This is a genomic window from Micromonospora sp. CPCC 205739, from assembly GCF_036906795.1.
Lineage (GTDB): Bacteria > Actinomycetota > Actinomycetes > Mycobacteriales > Micromonosporaceae > Micromonospora.
In genome coordinates this window covers 54,108-69,942 of record NZ_JBAKHS010000025.1, presented here as the reverse complement: position 1 = coordinate 69,942, position 15,835 = coordinate 54,108, and the positions used below count along the sequence as shown (strand labels likewise).

The 15,835-nt window shown below is 73.4% G+C and carries 13 protein-coding genes; 3 read left to right on the top strand and 10 right to left on the bottom strand.

Annotated features, from left to right (window positions below; translation table 11 throughout):
• The first annotated feature begins 1,318 nt into the window (after nt 1–1,318).
• On the top strand, nt 1,319–2,752 hold the full coding sequence (locus V6U88_RS26635; RefSeq protein WP_334457103.1) for a DivIVA domain-containing protein: 1,434 nt from the start codon (nt 1,319–1,321) through the stop codon (nt 2,750–2,752).
• Nucleotides 2,753–2,779: 27 nt separating this feature from the next.
• Here V6U88_RS26635 and V6U88_RS26630 read toward each other — a convergent pair whose 3' ends face one another.
• From V6U88_RS26630 to V6U88_RS26600, 7 genes are all read right to left on the bottom strand, one after another.
• Nucleotides 2,780–3,751 carry an NAD(P)-dependent alcohol dehydrogenase gene (locus tag V6U88_RS26630; RefSeq protein WP_334457100.1) on the bottom strand — a complete coding sequence of 324 codons (972 nt, stop codon included), beginning with the start codon at nt 3,749–3,751 and terminating at the stop codon, nt 2,780–2,782.
• The gene (locus tag V6U88_RS26625; RefSeq protein ID WP_442934702.1) at nt 3,748–3,972 is read right to left on the bottom strand and encodes a helix-turn-helix transcriptional regulator; all 225 of its coding nucleotides are present in this window, start codon (nt 3,970–3,972) and stop codon (nt 3,748–3,750) included. Before V6U88_RS26625 ends, V6U88_RS26630 begins: the two co-directional genes overlap by 4 nt.
• Complete coding sequence (locus V6U88_RS26620; protein ID WP_334457098.1) at nt 3,966–4,394, bottom strand: hypothetical protein; 429 nt, start codon at nt 4,392–4,394, stop codon at nt 3,966–3,968. The genes V6U88_RS26625 and V6U88_RS26620 overlap by 7 nt, the downstream gene beginning before the upstream one ends.
• A 144-nt stretch (nt 4,395–4,538) precedes the next feature.
• The gene (locus tag V6U88_RS26615; RefSeq protein ID WP_334457097.1) at nt 4,539–5,024 is read right to left on the bottom strand and encodes a macro domain-containing protein; all 486 of its coding nucleotides are present in this window, start codon (nt 5,022–5,024) and stop codon (nt 4,539–4,541) included.
• A 47-nt stretch (nt 5,025–5,071) separates the two neighbouring features.
• The gene (locus V6U88_RS26610; protein WP_334457096.1) at nt 5,072–5,845 is read right to left on the bottom strand and encodes a nucleotidyltransferase domain-containing protein; all 774 of its coding nucleotides are present in this window, start codon (nt 5,843–5,845) and stop codon (nt 5,072–5,074) included.
• Nucleotides 5,846–5,899: 54 nt separating this feature from the next.
• On the bottom strand, nt 5,900–6,565 hold the full coding sequence (locus V6U88_RS26605; protein ID WP_334457095.1) for a DUF998 domain-containing protein: 666 nt from the start codon (nt 6,563–6,565) through the stop codon (nt 5,900–5,902).
• 22 nt (nt 6,566–6,587) lie between these two features.
• Complete coding sequence (locus tag V6U88_RS26600; protein WP_334457094.1) at nt 6,588–7,523, bottom strand: diacylglycerol/lipid kinase family protein; 936 nt, start codon at nt 7,521–7,523, stop codon at nt 6,588–6,590.
• A gap of 263 nt (nt 7,524–7,786) precedes the next feature.
• Here V6U88_RS26600 and V6U88_RS26595 point away from each other — a divergent pair, with 263 nt between their 5' ends.
• Both V6U88_RS26595 and V6U88_RS26590 read left to right on the top strand, forming a co-directional pair.
• Nucleotides 7,787–8,800 (top strand): helix-turn-helix domain-containing protein, encoded by a 1,014-nt coding sequence (locus tag V6U88_RS26595; RefSeq protein ID WP_334457093.1) that lies wholly within the window; start codon nt 7,787–7,789, stop codon nt 8,798–8,800.
• 233 nt (nt 8,801–9,033) lie between these two features.
• Entirely contained in the window at nt 9,034–9,987 is a 954-nt protein-coding gene (locus V6U88_RS26590) for an alpha/beta fold hydrolase (RefSeq protein WP_334457091.1), read from the top strand.
• Here the strand turns inward: V6U88_RS26590 and fxsT are convergent.
• From fxsT to V6U88_RS26575, 3 genes are read right to left on the bottom strand one after another with little or no spacing between them, the layout of a single operon-like run.
• Nucleotides 9,981–13,895 (bottom strand): FxSxx-COOH system tetratricopeptide repeat protein, encoded by a 3,915-nt coding sequence (gene fxsT, locus V6U88_RS26585; RefSeq protein WP_334457089.1) that lies wholly within the window; start codon nt 13,893–13,895, stop codon nt 9,981–9,983. The genes V6U88_RS26590 and fxsT overlap by 7 nt on opposite strands.
• Nucleotides 13,892–15,058 (bottom strand): TIR-like protein FxsC, encoded by a 1,167-nt coding sequence (locus tag V6U88_RS26580; RefSeq protein ID WP_334457087.1) that lies wholly within the window; start codon nt 15,056–15,058, stop codon nt 13,892–13,894. The genes fxsT and V6U88_RS26580 overlap by 4 nt, the downstream gene beginning before the upstream one ends.
• The gene (locus tag V6U88_RS26575) at nt 15,045–15,725 is read right to left on the bottom strand and encodes a TIR-like protein FxsC (RefSeq protein ID WP_334457085.1); all 681 of its coding nucleotides are present in this window, start codon (nt 15,723–15,725) and stop codon (nt 15,045–15,047) included. Before V6U88_RS26575 ends, V6U88_RS26580 begins: the two co-directional genes overlap by 14 nt.
• Nucleotides 15,726–15,835 lie beyond the last annotated feature (110 nt).

The window sequence follows — 15,835 nt, the reverse complement described above, 5'->3', positions numbered from 1 at the left end:
AAATCATAATTGGCACTGGCTTTACAAGCACCCTGTTGAGTTCTCAAAGAACAACCACACACCGCCCGGAAACCCTCCGCAGAGGACCCCCGACCCGGGGCATTTACGCTCTGTCGCGACCGCCGCTCTCGCGCCGGGCACTTTTACTACGTTACCCGCCGGTTTCCGCCGTGTCAAACCGCCTTCCGGCGATCCGCACCACTTCCACCGCAATTCCGGGCACCACAATTCAACCGACTCGCGCCGGACATCTCGTGGAATTTCAGCAGGCCGGCCGCTGCGGTTTCCCGCAACCTCGCCCGGTGCCCTGCCGGTCGACAACCTTACCCGGTCGGCTTCGCCCCGCCAAATCCGCCTCGCAGCGAATCCGGGGCACCGCCCGGTCCAGGCTCACATGGGATGCAACCCATCCGACCCCGGAGTCATTCCCGACACCCCCCGACCTGCATCGCAAGTCCTGAGGCGCCCGGTCCGGGCTCGTACCGGATGACAACCCGGCCGACCCCCGAACCATTCCCGCGCTCCGGCCTCGCAAGCTTTCGCCTGTTTCGTCCGTTCCGCGCTGGCAGAGAGAAAGTTACGTGGACGGCGAGTTGATCGTCAAATCAACGGCGTGCGTCCCCCGTCACATCATGGATCGTCACCTCTCCCCCCGCTCATCCCCTGTGGCGAGGCGCCGTCGACCAGCACAGGAGTCAGGGCCGTCCCATGAGAGGTGGACACTCTCGGCGCAGGAGTCCGCGCGGGGTCCACCGGCAACTGGGGACTCGTCCCCGGCGCCGCCGGGCACAGCTGACCGACGCGACGCCCAGCGGAACCGGGACGGCTCAACAGGCAGGATCGGCGAACCGGTGAGGCAGCACCGGGAACCGCTCAGGTCGTCAGGCCCGGAACGGCTCGACAACCCGACAACCTCTACCGCCGACAACGTCTACCTGAGTGGCAGTCACGCGGTCGGCGGGAGCCGGGAGGGTCGTTAGGGACCAGAGCCACGCCCCGCGCGTTGAGGCGCGCGGACGCCGAGCGGTTGGACCACGTCCCGCTCCACAGGGAAGCCGGGGAGGGCGAGACCGGTGTGGACGCTCGCCCACTGCATCCCAGGGAGTGCGGGACGTACACCGCGCTCGACCGGCGCCATTCGGTGCCGCTCGCGACGGGAGCCGCCCTGCGGTGCCACCGACGGAACAAGGCCCCGTGCCGGCGTCCCGATCACCGGGGCGGCCCTATTGTCCGGGGCCGGACGACGGTAGCGTTGCGCCACATCATGGCCCGTGGGCGTTCATCCGCGTGGCGCTCGCACAGTACGGAGGGGTGCTGCATGTCCAACGGCGAGGAGCCGTTCGCGCTGCGTGACGACGCGGCCGGGCGGCCGCATTTCGAGACCGCCCTGCGCGGATACGACAAGCGGCAGGTGGACCGGTACGTCGAGCAGACGGACGGTCAGCTCGCCACGCTGTCGACCGAGCGGGACCGGGTGGCGAGCCAGGTGCACGGCCTCACCGCGCACATCCAGCGTCTCCAGACGGAGCTGACCGAGCTGCGGCAGCGCCCCGCACAGGTGGACCGGGCGTCCTTCCGGGACCTGGGCCCGATGGTGGATCAGATCCTCGCGCTGGCCGAGAAGCAGGCCGGGGTGATCACCGAGACGGCGACGCAGCGGGCGACCAACCTCCAGAGCGAGGCGGAGAAGGTGCTGGCCGAGGCGCGGGAGCGGACCGTCCAGGCGCTGCGGGACCTGGACGAGGAGCTCGCCGCCCGCCGGACCGAGCAGGACAAGGTGTACGAGGAGCGCCGGGCGGCGGCCGAGCGGGAGCTGGCCGAGATCCGGGAGCGGGCCGAGAAGCTGCGGGCGGAGGGTGAGGCCGCGCACGAGCGCGCCCAGCAGGAGGCGAAGCGGATCAGCGAGCAGACCGCCAAGCAGATCACCCAGACCCGTGCGGCGGCGGAGGCGCTGACCAAGGCGGCGCGTACCCAGATCCAGCAGGAGATCCAGGCGGCGCGCACGCAGAGCCAGCAGGAGCTGGCCCAGTGGCAGGCCACCGCCGAGAAGGAGATCGCCGAGCGGCGGGCCGCCGCCGAGCAGGAGCTGGCCGAGCACCGGGCGGCGGCCGAGCAGGAGCTGACCAACCAGCACAGCGCTGCGGAGCAGCAGATTCAGGCGCTGATCGCGGAGGCGCAGCAGTACGCCACCGAGGTGCGCCAGCGCGCCGACGAGCAGATGGCTGCGCAGCAGGAGCAGCTCACGGCGGTGCAGCAGGAGATCGCGGAGCGGCAGCAGGCGCTGGCGCAGGTGAGCGAGGAGCTGGAGACGGCCCGGCAGCAGCTCGCCGAGATCCAGCAGGAGGGCGACACCACCGAGCGGGACCTGGTGCAGACGCAGCGCCGCCTGGAGGAGACGCGCCGGACCTTGGCGGCCGAGACGAAGCGGCTGGACGAGGCGCGGCAGGCGGCCGAGTCGGTCGAGCGGCACGCCAAGGACGTCCGGGCGCGGGTGCAGCGGGAGGCCAAGCGGGTGGCGGACCTGGCGGCCGCCGCGGTGATGGCCGCCGCGGCCGGTGGCGGGGAGACCGCCGAGTACCCGATGGTGGCCGTCCGGCCGGGCGGGGAGCGGGCGGCGGACGAGACGCCCGAGGAGCCCGAGGAGCCGACGGCGGAACGGCCCGAGGCCGACCGGCCGGCGATCGAGCGGCCGGCCCCGGAGCCGTACGTGCCGCCGGCGGCGCACCGGCCCGAGGTGGTCCGGAGCAGCTGAGCCGGGCCGGTGCGGCGGCCGGCCGGCTCAGGGCAGGACGACGTTCTTGCCCCGGGCGTGCCCGCCCTCCACGTGCCGGATCGCGTCGGCCGCCTGCGCCAGCGGCCAACTCCGGTCGAGGACGGGCCGGAGCCGGCCGGCGTCGACCAGCGCGGTGAGGGCGTCGAGGTTCTCGCTGCTCTCCTTGGCCACGAGGGGGATCAGCCGCTGGCCGACCAGCGGGGAGAGCAGCAGCGCGCGCAGCTGCCGGTCGAAGCCCTGCAGCAGCTTCCCGGTGGCGCCCTCGCCGCCGACGAGGACCAGCGTGCCGGTGGGCGTGAGGGCGCGACGCAGGTGGGCCAGGGTGCGGTTGCCGGCGGTGTCGACGATGACGTCGTACCGGATGCCCCGGTCGGTGATGTCCTCGCAGGTGTGGTCGACGACGTCGGTCGCGCCGAGGGAGATGACCAGGTCCCGTTTGGTGGGTCCGCAGACGCCGGTGACGTGGGCGCCGGCCGCGGTGGCGAGTTGGACGGCGTACGAGCCGACGCCGCCCCCGGCGCCGATGACGAGCACGCGCTGGCCGGGGCGTACCGCCGCGGCGTCGCGGACGGCGGTGAGCGCCGTCTGTCCGGAGACCGGCACGGCGGCGGCCTCGGCGAAGGTGAGCGCGGCGGGCTTGCGGGCGAGCTTGTGCTGCGGCGCGAGGGCGTACTCGGCGTAGCTGCCGGTGCCGGTGCCGTAGACCTCGTCGCCGGGGGCGAAGCGGGTGACGCGGCGACCGACGGCCGCCACGACGCCGGCGAGGTCCATGCCGGGGACGCGGTGGCGGGGGCGGCGCAGGCCGTAGCCGAGGCGGACCGGGTACGGCAGGCCGGTCATCAGGTGCCAGACGCCGGGGTCGACGCCGGCGGCGCGGACCTGGACGAGGACGTCGTCGTCGCCGAGCTGCGGCGGGTCGATGTCGCGCAGCTGGAGCACGTCGGCGGGGCCGTAGCGGTCCTGGACGATGGCTTTCACGAGCTCTCCCGGGGGTAGTGGAACACGTCGGTGAGGGGCACGCCGAACACGTCGGCGATCTGGAAGGCCATCTCCAGCGAAGGCGAGTAGCGGCCCTGCTCGATGGCGATGACGGTCTGCCGGGTCACGCCGATGCGGCGGGCCAGTTCGGCCTGGGTCATCTCGTCGTGCGCCGCCCGCAGGGTGCGGATGGAGTTGGTGATCCGGGTCGGTTTCACCACGACTGGAAGCCCCGCCGGTAGGCGACGATCTTGGCGGCGGAGCCGACCACGGCGGAGAGCACGAAGCCCAGGTAGATGACGTTGGCGATCCAGAAGTGGTCCCACCGGGCCAACGCCATGCCGAGCGCGGCCACCCCGCCGACGATGACGAAGGCCTGGCCGATGTGCTCCCCGGTGCGGTGGATCTCCCGGTCCCGCTGGTCGGCCTGGTTGGCGCCCTCGGGCGAGACGATCGAGACGACGATGTGCAGGAGGATCGACGCCACGATGGCGCCGCCGATGCTCCAGAGCAGGGCACCGGCGTACGACACGTCGGGCAACGGCACGCCGTCGGCGCGGCCGACGACGATGGCCGCGTACGTGGCGTAGGCGATGACCGCGACCACGGCCAACATCCAGGCGCGTTTTTCCTCGAAGGCCACGGACCCTCCCCCGGGGGTGTAAAGAATCTTTGACACCCGAACGGTATGCCGCGCCGGGCAGGCGTGTCAAGAAATCTTTACACGGCGGGACCGCCGATCGGCGCGCGGCTCCCGCACCGGCGGGGGAATGGGCCGAGGCCCCCGCTACCCGTGCTCGTAGACGGTCACCGCGATGTCCCGCGCGCAGAGGGTGTCGGTGACAAGCGGCTCGATCCGGCTCCAGGTGCCGCCGGCCAGCCCGCAGCCGATCCGCGGCATGTGCACCGACGCCCCCAGCGCCTGGGCCTGGTCGCCGAGCGAGGTCAGGCAGCGCTGCACGGCGTCGTAGCGGATCGGCGGACCGCCGCTGCCGGCCCTGATGCCCCGCTGACCGACCATGTTCGCCACCCACACGTCGGGGGCCACTCGGACCAGACGGACCGCGCCGAGCCCGAAGTCGTTGCGCGCCCGGTGCCGGTGCCAGTCGCGGTAGTCCCGTTCCGGCTCCGGCCAGCGGCGGGAGACGGCCAGCACGAAGCCCTTGCCCCAGCCACCGAGGTCGTTGCAGAGGTGCGCGATCACCTTGCGCCCCTTGGCCTGCGGGCTGGTCGCGGCGCCCTTGATGATCTTCAACGGGGTCACGGCGGTCATGATGGCAACCGGGTACGACGCTCGGACAGCCGTTTTCGCCCGCCGGGTCAGCTCCCGGCGGCGATCTCCTCCAGCACCCGCCGCTGGAACGCCCGGGCCTGGGCGCCGCTCGGCGGGGCGCCACCGGCGCGGGCGGCGACGCACCGCTCGATCAGGTCGACCTCGTACCCGGTGCCGGCCAGCCGGCGGCCGGCGGCCACCTTGGACAGCCACACCCCGTCCCGGGCCTTCACCAGCGACCGGCAGGCACCCAGCACCGCGTCCTCCGCGCCGGGGGCGGGCGCGTCGTCGGCGGGGGTCGGCAGGGCCAGCCACCAGCGCAGCGCCTCGACGAGCAGCCGGCGCAGGTCATTCGGAGCGAGGGGCGCGAAGACGTCGGCGGCGGGCGGGCCGAGCAGCGCGTACCCGTGTTCGTGCAGGATGTCGCGGTCCAGGCCGTACCAGAAGAGGCCGTCGGCGGCGGGCCGCTCGGCCGGGTCCCAGGTGGCGCGGAACGGCATCCGCGCCCCGGTGTTCAGCTCGACCTCGAACCCGGGTTCCGGGGTGCCGGAGCCGGCGGCGGCGCGGGTGTAGGCGACCAGTTCCAGCCCGCGCGCCGGGCAGGGCAGCGCCTCGTGCCGCAGCCGGGCCACCAGGTCCCGCTTCCGCGGAAGATCCAGCGGTTCCGCGGCGACCAGCGCCACGTCCACGTCGCTGCGGCCGGGCTGGTACGCGCCCATGCCCACCGAGCCGGCCGCATACGCCCCGACGAGGTCGTCGCCGAGGACGTCGCCGGCCGCGCCGACCAGGTCGTCGAGGTATCGCCGTACGGTCGGGTCCATGGCCGACATCCTGCCCCGGCCCGGTCGACGGGCCGCACGCCACCCCCCGGCCGTTCAGCTCGGATCCGCGCCCCGGCCGCTCCCGTCCCGGATGATCGCCTCGCCCTTGACCAGCCAGGCGACGCCGAAGGCGAGCACGGCGACCGTCTCGCACCAGAAGATCGGCTTCACCGCCTCCTGCACCCCGTCCGGCAGCAGGGTGCTGGCCGGCGCGAGGGCCACCGCCGCGACGATGATCACGCCGCAGACCCGGTAGACGCGGTTGCGGACCAGCTTCTCCGGGGTGACCGGGCCGGCGGCCGGGTCGGTCCGGGTGAACAGGAACAGGCAGAAGCCGGCCAGCAGCAGGAACAGGGCGGCGGCGCAGACCTGGTGCACCCGGCCGACCAGGACGTCGGTGGCGCTGACCGAATCGTCCCGGGCGCCGGAGGCGGTGGGAAAGAGCGCGACGGTGACCGCCAGCGCACCGCCGATGCTGCTCAGCAGGTCGTCGAGGGGTCGGTACCGGTAGCAGACGAGGAAGACGCCGATGGCGCACATGCTGCCGACGAAGACGTCCCGCATCGCCGTGTGGTACGCCCCGCTGATCGATTCGAGCAGCGTGAGCCGGCCGGCGAAGAGCGCGTTGCCGAGGGTCAGCACGACCGGCAACGCGATGCCGACCAGCCCGGTGCCCAGGCGCAGCCGACGGACGGTCAGGACATCCTGTGCCGGGCCCATCGCCCCTCCCCCGGGTCGCCCGTCAACTGTCCGTCGCCGGGCAGCACACCGTCAACGCCCCCGGCACCACCCGGACCTTCAGCCGGGTCGTCTCACCGCGCGCGCCGCCGTCCAGCTCGTACGTCCTCGGCACCGCGAAGCGGACCGTCACCTTGCGGCCCCGGGTGATCCGGACGAACGGCGAGTCCGCGGAACGGCCGGCGGCCATCCGGCCGAGGGTGCGCGCCCAGTCGATCGCGCCGCTGGCGGTGGAGACGCCGATCTCCAGGGCGCCGTCGTCGGGTCGGGCGTCGTCGAAGGCAGGCACACCTCCGGTGATGGTGCCGACGTTGCCGAAGAGCACGCAGCTGGCCTCGCCGTCGAACCAGTCCGTCCCGTCGACCCGGATCCGGGTGTGGACCAACTCGCCCCGGACGTGGCGCAGGCCGGTCCAGAGGTACGCGGCCCGGCCGAGCCGGCCCTTGAGGCCGCGGTCGGCCTCCCGGATCAGGTCCCCGTCGAACCCGGCGCCGGCCATCACCGCGAAGTGCTCGCCGTTGAGCCGGCCCAGGTCCAGCCGGCGGCGCCGGCCGTGCAGGCCGATGCGGACCGCCTCGGGGAGGTCGGTGGGGATGCCGAGGTTGGCGGCGAAGAGGTTGGCGGTGCCGGCGGGCAGGATGGCCATGGCGGCGTCCGACCCGGCGAGGGCGTCGGCGCAGCGCTGCACCATGCCGTCGCCGCCCCAGACGAAGACCAGCTCGGCGCCCTTCTTCAGCGCCTTACGGGCCTTCTTCGGCGCCTTGCGGCTCTTCGGCACCTCGTACCAGAGCAGGTCCTCGACCCCGGCGGCGACGAGGGTCGCGCGCAGCTCGTCGAGGCCGCCGCCCAGGGTCTTCTTCCGGTGGGCGACGACCGCCACCGTGCCGTCGCCCGCCGCCCTCGCCCGAGGCTCGGCGGCCGTCGTGTTGCTCGTGCTCATGACCGGAAGTGATACCCAGGCGGCCGATCTCCCACGCGTCGCGCCGGCGGCCGACGCCGGAGAGCCGGAGGCACCCGCGCCGCTCCGCCGACCGGCCCGTCCGCCGGGCAGCTCCGGGACGACGGGCGATGTTGGCCGCTCGGTAACGCCACGTTCACGGTGCCGACACCGCCCGACCGGACCGCCCGCCCGGCCCGCAAATCACCGCTGGCGCGTCCGCAACACCTGGGACACACTTGAGGCCCGACAGCGAGGACGGGGGCATGGGCAGCTCCACAAAGGACGATGCGGCCGCGGCCTTCGTACGGGAACTCACCCACTGGCGACACCAGCGGCGACTGTCCAAGAAGGAACTGGCGGAGCGGACCGGCTTCGACCCCTCGTACGTCAGCCACATCGAGAACGGCCGGCACCAGCCGACCGAGGAGTTCGCCCGCCGGGTCGAACTGGTGCTCGACAGCGGCAACCGCATCTGGCAGCGGTACGTCGACTTCGCCGGCGCGCGCGGCGACGGCCGGGTGCCCGCCCTGGGTCCCACCGCCGTGCCGCCGCCCGCCGGGCCGCACCTGGTGATCGACGACGAGCAGGCCGGCCTGGCCCTGGTCGACGGCTGGTACGAGTGCCGGTTCCGGCGGGTCCTGCACAGCGTCGGCACCGAGCCGATCACCCGGCACACCGTGCAGATCGACATCGACCGCTACCCGGACGACCCGGCGCGCTCCACGGCCTTCCACAGCCGCCACCCGCTCACGCTGGACGAGGTCGACTTCGCCGCCACCATCGGCGCCGACCGGCCCGAGCCGATGCGCTGGCGAGCGACCCGAAGCCGGGACGCCTTCCTCAAGATCGCCCTGATGTTCGACACCGGCGGCACCCCGGTTCCGCTCTACCCCGGGCAGCAGACCGTGCTCGACTACGCCTACCGGGTGCCGGCGTGGAAGTTCGGCGACTGGCTGCAACGCGACATCCGGCTGCCCACCCGCCGCCTCACCATCCGGCTCGACCTGCCCGCCGCCGCCCGGCCCACGGTCTGGGGCAGCGAGACCTCGTTCACCTCCGAGACGACCGCCGACGTCGTCCCCCGCCGCCAGGAACGCGCGGGTGTCGTCGCGTACGAGTGGCAGGTGCCGCGGCCCCGGCTGCGCGCCCAGTACCGGCTGGACTGGCGCTACGACGAGCCGCGCGCGGCCGGGCTCGACGTCGACGCCCCCGGCGGGTGGGACGCCGACACCCCGGCCCAGACCTGCGGCGCGGGCTGCCCGGGCGCCGACCGGTAGACCGCCGGGTCAGCCGTACGGGCCGGGTCGGAGCGTCGGACGGAAGTTTCAGGAACAGGCCCGGCCAGGTGTCGTTTCCGACAGATCCGGCCCCTTGTCGATGCTCTCCGTAGCGACCTGACCGGCCCGACCGTTAGGCTCGACTGCTGAGTGAGGTTGTCGCAGCCGGATCAGCGGCCTCACCCACCGGGTTACGCACGTTGGCTGAACGCAGCACCGGAAGGCAGGCTGGAGTGACCCGAAATGGCGAGCCAGGGACCGAATTCGCCCACCGCGCGGACAACAAGCGCGTGGCGTACGAGGTCACCGGCGCGCCGGACGGGATCCCCGTCTTCCTCCTCCACGGTACCCCCGGCAGCCGCCGTGGCCCGAAGCCACGCGGCATCGTGCTCTACCGGCTCGGCGTCCGGCTCATCGCCCACGACCGTCCCGGCTACGGCGACTCCGACCGGCGGGAGGGGCGCGACGTCGCCGACGCCGCCCGGGACGTCGAGGCCATCGCCGACCAGCTCGGGCTGGAACGGTTCGCGGTCGCCGGCCGCTCCGGCGGCGGCCCGCACGCGCTGGCCTGCGCCGCCGACGGCGCGTTACGCGGCCGCGTGACCCGGGTCGCGGTGCTGGTCAGCTTCGCCCCGTCCGACGCGACGCAGCTGGACTGGTTCGCCGGGATGAACAGCGACAACGTGCGCGGCTTCGGCGGTGACGGCAACCGGGACACCGCCTCGGTGATCGAGCAGATCCGGCGCCGGGCCGCCCGCGCGATCGACGATCCCCGGATCCTGCTGGAAGAGCTGATGGTGGAGATGAGCGCGGCGGACCGACGGGCGGTCAACGACGCGGCGCTGCGGCGGCTCATCACCGACACCTACGAGGAGGCGCTGCGCGCCGGCCCGTACGGGTGGATCGACGACGTGCTCGCGCTGCGGCGGAGCTGGAAGTTCGACCTCGGCGCGATCGACACCGCGGCGACGCCGGTGCGGCTGTGGCACGGCGCGGAGGACACCTTCGCCCCCGCCAGCCACGCCCGGTGGCTGGCCGGGCAGATTCCCGGCGCCGAGGTGGAGGTCCAGCCCGGCGCGGCGCACTTCGACGCCGTGGAGGAGCTGCCGCGCATGCTGCGCTGGCTCACCGACGTCGACGCGCCGGTGAGCCGGGACGTGCTGATCGGCAGCCGGCCCGATCAGTAGGGGTGCGGGTCGACGACCCGGCGCACCAGCCGGCCGTCGCGCAGCACCAGCACGCTCGGGTGCCGCTGGCCGATCCGGTCGGCCAGCCGGTCGGCGATCCGGGTCCGCCCGATGCTCACCAGCCCGCCCGAGGCCATCTGGTGGACGACCTCCAGGTTGCCCAGGCCACGCAGGGTGTCGGGGTGTTCGGGGCCGAGCACCTCGGTCATCCGCTCGACGACCGCCCGCAACCGCTCCCTACCCTCCTCCAGTTCGCCGGAGTAGATGTCGAAGACCGCGACGTTGTTCGCCGCCGCCATGACGAACGGGTGCCGCTCGTCCAGCGCCGCGCGCAGCGCCTCCGCGGCCGACTCGGCGAGCGTCCGGGCCGTACCCGTCTCCCCCGCGTCCCAGGTCGCCACCGCCAGGTTGTTGCGGCAGACCAGCGCGTACGGGTGGTCGGCGCCGAAGACCTGGGCGAACGTCTGCCCCACCTCGGCCAACTCGGCGCGGGCCCGGCCGCCCTGGCCCTGGAGCATGAGGTTTGCCGTCCGGCTCAACCAGCTGAACAGGGTGTCCGGGTTGGCCGGGCCGAAGCTGGTCCGCAGCCGTTCGTAGGCGATGTCGAGCAGTTCGGCCGCCTCGTCGATCTCCCCGGTGCTGCGCAGCGAGACGGCGAGGTTGGCCTGGGCGACGAGCGCGTCGCGGGAGTGTTCGCCGAAGAGCCGGCGGTAGCCCTCCACCACGCCCCGCAGCAGCGACACCGACCGCTCGTACTCGCCGACCTCGCGCAGGTCCCGGGCCAGGTTGCTCGCGGAGAAGAGGGTCCGCGGGTGGTCGGGGCCCAGCACCAGCCGCAGCCGGCGGTAGGTGCTCTCGTCCAGCTCCCGGGACCGGGTGAACTGCCCCATCAGCTGGTACGAGGCGGCCAGGTTGTTGGCGGCGGCCAGGGTGCGGCGGTTGTCCTCGCCGAACACCTCCACCGAGGCCGCGTAGGTGCGCAGGTCCCGCTCCAGCGCCTCCCGGTAGCGGCCGAGGGCGCGCAGGTCGCCGGCGTAGCTGCCGGCCGTCATCAGCGTGTACGGGTGGCTCGCGCCGATCAGCTCCTCCTGCTGGCGCAGGGTGTCCTCGTCGAGCCGGCGGGCCTCGTCGAACCGGCCCAGGCCACGCAGCAGGTTCGCCCAGTTGAACCGCAGGTGCAGCAGCTGCACCCGCAGGGCCCGATGCGGCGGCGAGTCGGGTGAGAGCTCCTCCAGCCGCGTCGACCAGGTCTTGTCGGCCTGACGCGCGTACTGCTCGCCCTGCTCGAAGCCGCCGTTGAGGTAGATGTACCGGATCCGGTCGATGACCAGCTGACGGACGTTGTCGTCCTGGCAGGAGACGGCGTCGGAGCCGTCCAGGTGCGGCCAGAGGATGCGGAACCGGTCCTGCACGGCCGGGTCCTCCACCTCGCCGGACGGGCGGGAGCCGGCGAGGATCCGGTGCACGTCGTGCTTGATCTCGTTCAGCTCGGTGTCGGACATGCGCACCCGCAGCGCGGCCTGGAGCAGGCGGTGCACCTGCACCCGCTGGGCGTGCAGGTCCACCTTGATCAACGCGAGCCGGTTGATCCGCTGCACCAGCGCCGCCGCGATGTCCCGCTCGGACACCCGGTCGGCGACCCGGGCCGCCACCACCGGGTCGTGCGGGGCGATGACCCGGGCCACCTGGTCGCCGTAGAGCAGGTCGAGGGAGATCTCCGGGGCCAGCACCGAGGAGAGCTGGAGCAGCCGGTACGCCCCGGCGGACTGCTCCTTGAGCCGTTGCAGCGAGTGACCCCAGACGTCGGTCTCCGGGCCGGTGCGTTCCAGCCCGGCCAGGTAGTCGCCCACCGGGGTGCCGGTGTCGGCCAGCCAGGCGCCGGCCATCGCGACCAGGATCGGGATGTTCTCCACCGCCTCGGCGACCTGCTCGGCCTCGGCGACGCTCATCAACTGCTCACCGATGCGGGCGCGCAGGTGCGCCACGCTCTCCCCCCGCTGGAACGCCTCCACGTCCACGGCCCGGGCCAGGTCGCCCCAGTCCGGGTTGCGGGTGGTCACCAGCACGTGCCCGTTGCCCTGCGGCAGGAAGTCCTTGACGTGCTCGTACTGGTCGGCGTTGTCGAACACCAGCAGCCACCGCGGCGGCTGACCGCCGTCCTCGTGGCGCTCGGCGCGGCTGAGCCACTGCCGCACGGCCCGGGTCTTCTCCGGGATCGTCGGCAGCTCCGGCAGGCCGAGCTCGCGGCCGAGGTCGGCCACCTGCACGTCGACGAACTGCGGCGGGTCCGCGTCGATCCACCAGACGATGTCGTACGCGCCCCGGAAGCGGTGCGCGTACTCGATGGCCAGCTGGGTCTTGCCGATGCCGGCGCCGCCGAGCAGCGCCACCGGGGTCCGCTCGCCGCCCCCGGCCTTCAGCTCCTCGCGCAGCCGGCGCAGCAGCTGCTCCCGGCCGGTGAAGCGGACGTTGCGGCCCGGCGGGTTGAACACCTCCGCGCCGACGGCCGGGAAGCGGGCGCCCGCCAGGCCCCGCCCGCCGTCGCCGGTCGGCCGCCCGACGAGCTTGAGCAGTTGCTCGGTGGCGGCCTCCACGCCCCGGTTGTGCACCGAGGTCCAGCTGCCGACGGGGACGTCCGGGGCGGGCGTGGTGTCGTCGAGGTGCACGGCGAGGGTGGTGCCGCCCCGCCCGACGGCGTCCGGGCCGAGCCGGTCCTGCGCGGCCACGTACGCCCGGGAGACCAGCCGCAGCTCGCGGGAGGCGGTGTCGGCCTTCACCGGCGCCACGGCGCCCGGCGCGACGGTCAGCACCCGCAGGTCCGCGCCGGTGAGCACCGCCTGCACCCACTCCGCCCAGGCCTGGTCCTCGGCGGCGTGCCGCAGCACGATCAGCTCGTCGGGGACGGCCCGCTTGCGCTCGAAGCGCTGCACGGTCTGCCGCCGCAGCGCCTCGTCGAGCCGGGGCAGGGCGGTGATCCGGCCGTTGGTGATGTGGCTGGTCAACGTCTCGTACGCGGACAGCAGGGTGGTACGCCCGCCCGGCTCGTCGCCGAAGGTCGCCAGCGTCTCCTCGTAGGCGTAGTACGCCCGGTAGGGCACCTCGACGGTCAGCCAGTACTCCTGGCGCTCGGCCTCGGTCATCCCGCTGGGCAGGCCGGCGAAGCGCTGCATGGCCAGCGTCCGGCCGGCGTCCCGCTTGCCCTTCTCCCCGTCGTCGACCCGCATCGGCACCGGCAGCACCCGGCGCGCGCGGCGGCCCTCGTAGCCGCGGACCCGGCGGGCGACCGCCGAGGCGCCGTCGATGCCCTGGTCGCTGAGGGTGAAGCAGTCCACCAGCACGTCCGGCAGGTGGATGGTGCAGATCTCGGCGACGTCGCTGATGCCGGTGCGGCTGTCGATCAGCGTGTAGTCGTAGTGCCGCTTCATGTCCTCGCGCAGCGCGTCGAAGAACTGCGCCCCGCCGAGGCGGTTGTAGAAGTTGTCCCAGTTCAGGCCGGTGACGCTGGTGGCGTAGTCGGGGTTGTGCCGGCCGGCGAGCAGCAGGTCGAGGCTGCCGCCGCCGGGGAACTCCCAGTTCACCGAGAAGGCGTACTTGTGCACCCGGGCGAACTGGCGGTGCCAGTCACCGGGGCGGGCGGCGGCGTCGGACTCCGTGCGCCGCCGCGCGTTCTCCCACTCGTACTCCAGGATCAGGTCCATCACCCCGCCGGTGGAGGCGACCTGCTCGGGGTCGAGGAACGGCGCGTAGAACCGGTGCAGGCCGGGCGACTCCAGGTCCCAGTCGGCGACGAGCACCCGCTGCCCGTTCGCGGCCAGGATCCAGGCCGTGTTGGCCAGCGCCATGGTGCGGCCGGTGCCACCCTTGTATGAGTAGAAGGTGACGACCTGGCCCTCGCGCGGTCGCGTCATCGGTCTTCCTTCCCTCGCCCTACGTCTGATGCGCCGGCCGGACGCAGGCTCGGCCGGGGCACGGCCGGACCGTCGGGCGGATCGACCGGGCCGTGCCGGAGGAACTGCTTGCGGGCCTCGATCACCAGCTGCGGCGCGCAGCGCTCGAACTCCGCGATGTCCCGCACCGGCAGCACCTGCGGAAAGCGCGCGTCCTGCAACGTACCGGCGATCGCCTCGGGCGTCGTCTCGCCACGCTCACCCTCGGCGGCGATGACCAGCGGCACCGCCCAGCGGGGCAGCCCGTCGACCGCGTCGCGCGCCGCCTCGGCGCCGATGGCGGCGTCCACCAGCACCACGGTGGGACAGTGCGGCGCCTGGGCGCGGGCGTCGGCGAAGGCGACCACCCGGGTGGACAGGCCCAGCCGCTCGGCGGTGGCCGCGACGTAGTCGGCGACGGCCAGCTCGTGCTGGTCGCCGTAGGGCCGCCAGCCCGGGGCGTGCGGGGTGAGCGTGGTGACCACCAGCGCGGTCTCGCCGCTGTCGGCGACCGGGCTGCTGGTCACCGTCGCGGCCCGGGACGGGGCGAGCGGCTCGCTCTCCGCCACCGCGATGATCCGGTCGGCGAGCACCGCCAGGATGCTCTCGTACTGCCGGCGGTAGGCGCTGAGCTTGCACAGCGCCCGCAGCCCGTTCTCGGCGTAGTCGGCGCGTTCGGCGGCGTCGCCGACCAGCGCCAGCGCCTGCGCCGTCTCGGGCCGCTCCTCCCAGGGCGACAGGGGCAGCCAGAGCACCGGCAGGATGTGCCGGGCGGCCCGGCCGGGCGCCAGCCGGGCGAGCCGGCTGCGGAACGAGTCCCGCTCGCCGACCGCCCAGGCGTTGCTGAAGTACTTGGGCGAGTAGAGCGGCACGAAGACGTGGGCGAGGCTGAGCGCGTCGGTGAGCGTCTGCTTGAGGTCGGCACCGGGACTGACCAGCCCGTCGAAGAACCCCACGTCGAGCTCGCCGGTGCGGCGGGCGCCGCGCCGGACGGCGGCGCCGAGATCGTGGAAGAACCGGTTGACCCAGAAGTCGGTGTCGGGGCGGGCCGCCGCGGACAGCGGCACGGAGTGGGCGTAGCTGAGGAAGAAGTAGGTCTGCCGGCCGGGCGGCGCGCCGGGCGAGGACGTGTCAGACCAGGTCATGCCCGACCTCCTCGAACGTCGCGCGCAACTGCTGCATGTCGGCCGGGACCTGCGCCTGCACCCAGTGCGTGTGGTACGCCCGGGCGACGCGCTGCGCCAGGCGCCACACCACCGCGTCGTAGGCGTCCTTGCCGTTCTTGCCCAGGCTGAGCAGGCCGTAGATGCCCTCGTCGTGGTACTGCGGGGCGATGTCCGAGGGTAACCGGGTGGGCGTGAACATCTGCCGCTGCGACACGACCGGCGGCACCCGGTGCCGCTCCACCACCGACCAGTTGACCGGGATGATCGGGGTCTCCCCCGGCGAGGCCACCGCCCCGGGGCGCAGCGTGAACGGGCGGCGGGCGAAGGCGTCCCACTCGCGGGCACACCAGGCGCTGTTGAGGTACTGCGGCGAGATCAGCGGGATGAAGACCTGGCTGTGACCGGCGGCGAAGGCCAGGTCCTCCGTCCAGAGCTGCCCACCGTCGATCATCCGGTCCATGAAGCCGGCGGGACGCCCCGGCGGCAGGCCGAGCAGCTCGACCACGTGGTCGGAGAGGTCGACGAAGAGCTGGAAGACCCGGTGGTTGGTGTCCCGCGGGGGCGCGGCGACGCGGTTCTTCGTCCGGGCGTAGCTGAGGAAGAACACGGGCGCCCCTGGGTCGACCCGGAACTCTTCCTCGCTCACCTGCCGCTCCCGCCCGCCGTGGGACATCCTCGACCGTCCACAGTATCGGCGTACGCAATACCGCGGTGTCCCCGTCACCCGCGCCGGAGCCGGTCGGTCCGTCCGGCGGC

Bases quoted from the DNA above. Each gene is read 5' to 3' on its own strand.
- V6U88_RS26635 (WP_334457103.1), top strand. From the start codon at position 1,319: ATGTCCAACGGCGAGGAGCCGTTCGCGCTGCGTGACGACGCGGCCGGG.
- V6U88_RS26615 (WP_334457097.1), bottom strand. From the start codon at position 5,024: ATGACCGCCGTGACCCCGTTGAAGATCATCAAGGGCGCCGCGACCAGC.
- V6U88_RS26610 (WP_334457096.1), bottom strand. From the start codon at position 5,845: ATGGACCCGACCGTACGGCGATACCTCGACGACCTGGTCGGCGCGGCC.
- V6U88_RS26605 (WP_334457095.1), bottom strand. From the start codon at position 6,565: ATGGGCCCGGCACAGGATGTCCTGACCGTCCGTCGGCTGCGCCTGGGC.
- V6U88_RS26600 (WP_334457094.1), bottom strand. From the start codon at position 7,523: ATGAGCACGAGCAACACGACGGCCGCCGAGCCTCGGGCGAGGGCGGCG.
- V6U88_RS26595 (WP_334457093.1), top strand. From the start codon at position 7,787: ATGGGCAGCTCCACAAAGGACGATGCGGCCGCGGCCTTCGTACGGGAA.
- fxsT (WP_334457089.1), bottom strand. From the start codon at position 13,895: ATGACGCGACCGCGCGAGGGCCAGGTCGTCACCTTCTACTCATACAAG.
- V6U88_RS26580 (WP_334457087.1), bottom strand. From the start codon at position 15,058: ATGACCTGGTCTGACACGTCCTCGCCCGGCGCGCCGCCCGGCCGGCAG.